This is a genomic window from Sinomicrobium endophyticum (assembly GCF_052983315.1).
In genome coordinates, this window is the sequence record NZ_JBRKIS010000008.1 from 1 (window position 1) to 1,638 (window position 1,638).

Annotated in this window: 1 pseudogene; it reads right to left on the minus strand. The window is 43.2% G+C overall.

Annotation, left to right across the window (positions count from 1 at the left end):
* Window positions 1-1,638, minus strand: a pseudogene (locus ACVBDU_RS02455) (hypothetical protein); the annotation flags it as partial.

A 1,638-nucleotide genomic window follows, 5' to 3' on the forward strand; every position in this document is an offset into this window, starting at 1 on the left:
ATACGTACCATCTCCGTTATCTACCATTGCAGTCGTATTGGCATCAAAAGCTACAACTTCTCCGGATTCGTTGGTGTAGGTAAAGGTTCCGTCCTTGTTGTCTACCAAGGTAGTTACCGTTTCATTAGCCTGTACCAACTCTTCGAAGTTGATAGTCTGGATATCTCCATTCTCATCCAGATAAGTGAACTGATCGCCATCGTAGTATACGTTACCACCAATGTTCTTGATCAGGTTTTCGATGGCATTGAAAATATCGCCTTCATTGGTTATATTTTCCACAACACTGGAAGGTACATCTACGGTAATGGTATCTCCGTTGGCGTTAGTGAAAGTATACGTACCATCTCCGTTATCTACCATTGCAGTCGTATTGGCATCGAAAGCTACAATTTCTCCGGCTTCGTTAGTGTAGGTAAAGGTTCCGTCCTGGTTATCTACCAAGGTAGTTACCGTTTCATTAGCCTGTACCAACTCCTCGAAGTTGATAGTCTGGGTATCTCCATTCTCATCCAAATAAGTGAACTGATCACCGTCGTAGTATACGTTCCCGCCTATGTTCTTGATCAGGTTTTCAATGGCATTGAAAATGTCGCCTTCATTGGTAATATTCTCCACAACACTGGAAGGGACATCTACTGTAATGGTATCTCCATTGGCATTGGTGAAAGTATACGTGCCATCTCCGTTGTCTGCCATTGCAGTTGTGTTAGCATCAAAAGCTACAACTTCTCCGGCTTCGTTGGTGTAGGTAAATGTTCCGTCCTGGTTATCTACCAAGGTAGTTACCGTTTCATTGGCCTGTACCAACTCCTCAAAGTTGATAGTCTGGGTATCCCCGTTCTCATCCAGGTAGGTGAACTGATCACCATCGTAATATACATTACCGCCAATGTTCTTGATAATCTCTTCTAAAGTATTATAGACGTTTTCATTGTTAACAATCTCTTCAAACTGGTTGATCACATCTGCAGGTACGTTGATGATAGTCTCTGTTCCATCTTCAGAAGTATAGGTGTAGGTACCATTGGCATTGTCTACCAAAGTAGTCACCGTTTCATTAGCCTGTACCAACTCTTCAAAGTTGATGGTTTGGGTATCCCCGTTCTCATCCAGGTAGGTGAACTGATCCCCATCGTAATATACATTACCGCCGATGTTCTTGATCAGGTTCTCGATAGCGTTGAAAATATCGCCTTCATTGGTTATATTTTCCACAACGCTGGAAGGTACATCTACGGTAATGGTATCTCCATTGGCATTGGTGAAAGTATACGTGCCATCTCCGTTATCTACCATTGCTGTTGTATTGGCATCAAAGGATACGATTTCTCCGGCCTCGTTGGTGTAGGTAAAGGTTCCGTCCTGGTTATCTACCAAGGTAGTTACCGTTTCATTGGCCTGTACCAGTTCTTCAAAATTGATAGTCTGGGTATCCCCGTTCTCATCCAAATAAGTGAACTGATCACCGTCGTAATACACATTACCGCCGATGTTCTTGATCAGGTTCTCGATAGCGTTGAAAATGTCGCCTTCGTTGGTGATATTTTCCACAACGCTGGAAGGTACATCTACGGTAATGGTATCTCCATTGGCATTGGTGAAAGTATACGTGCCATCTCCGTTATCTACCATTGC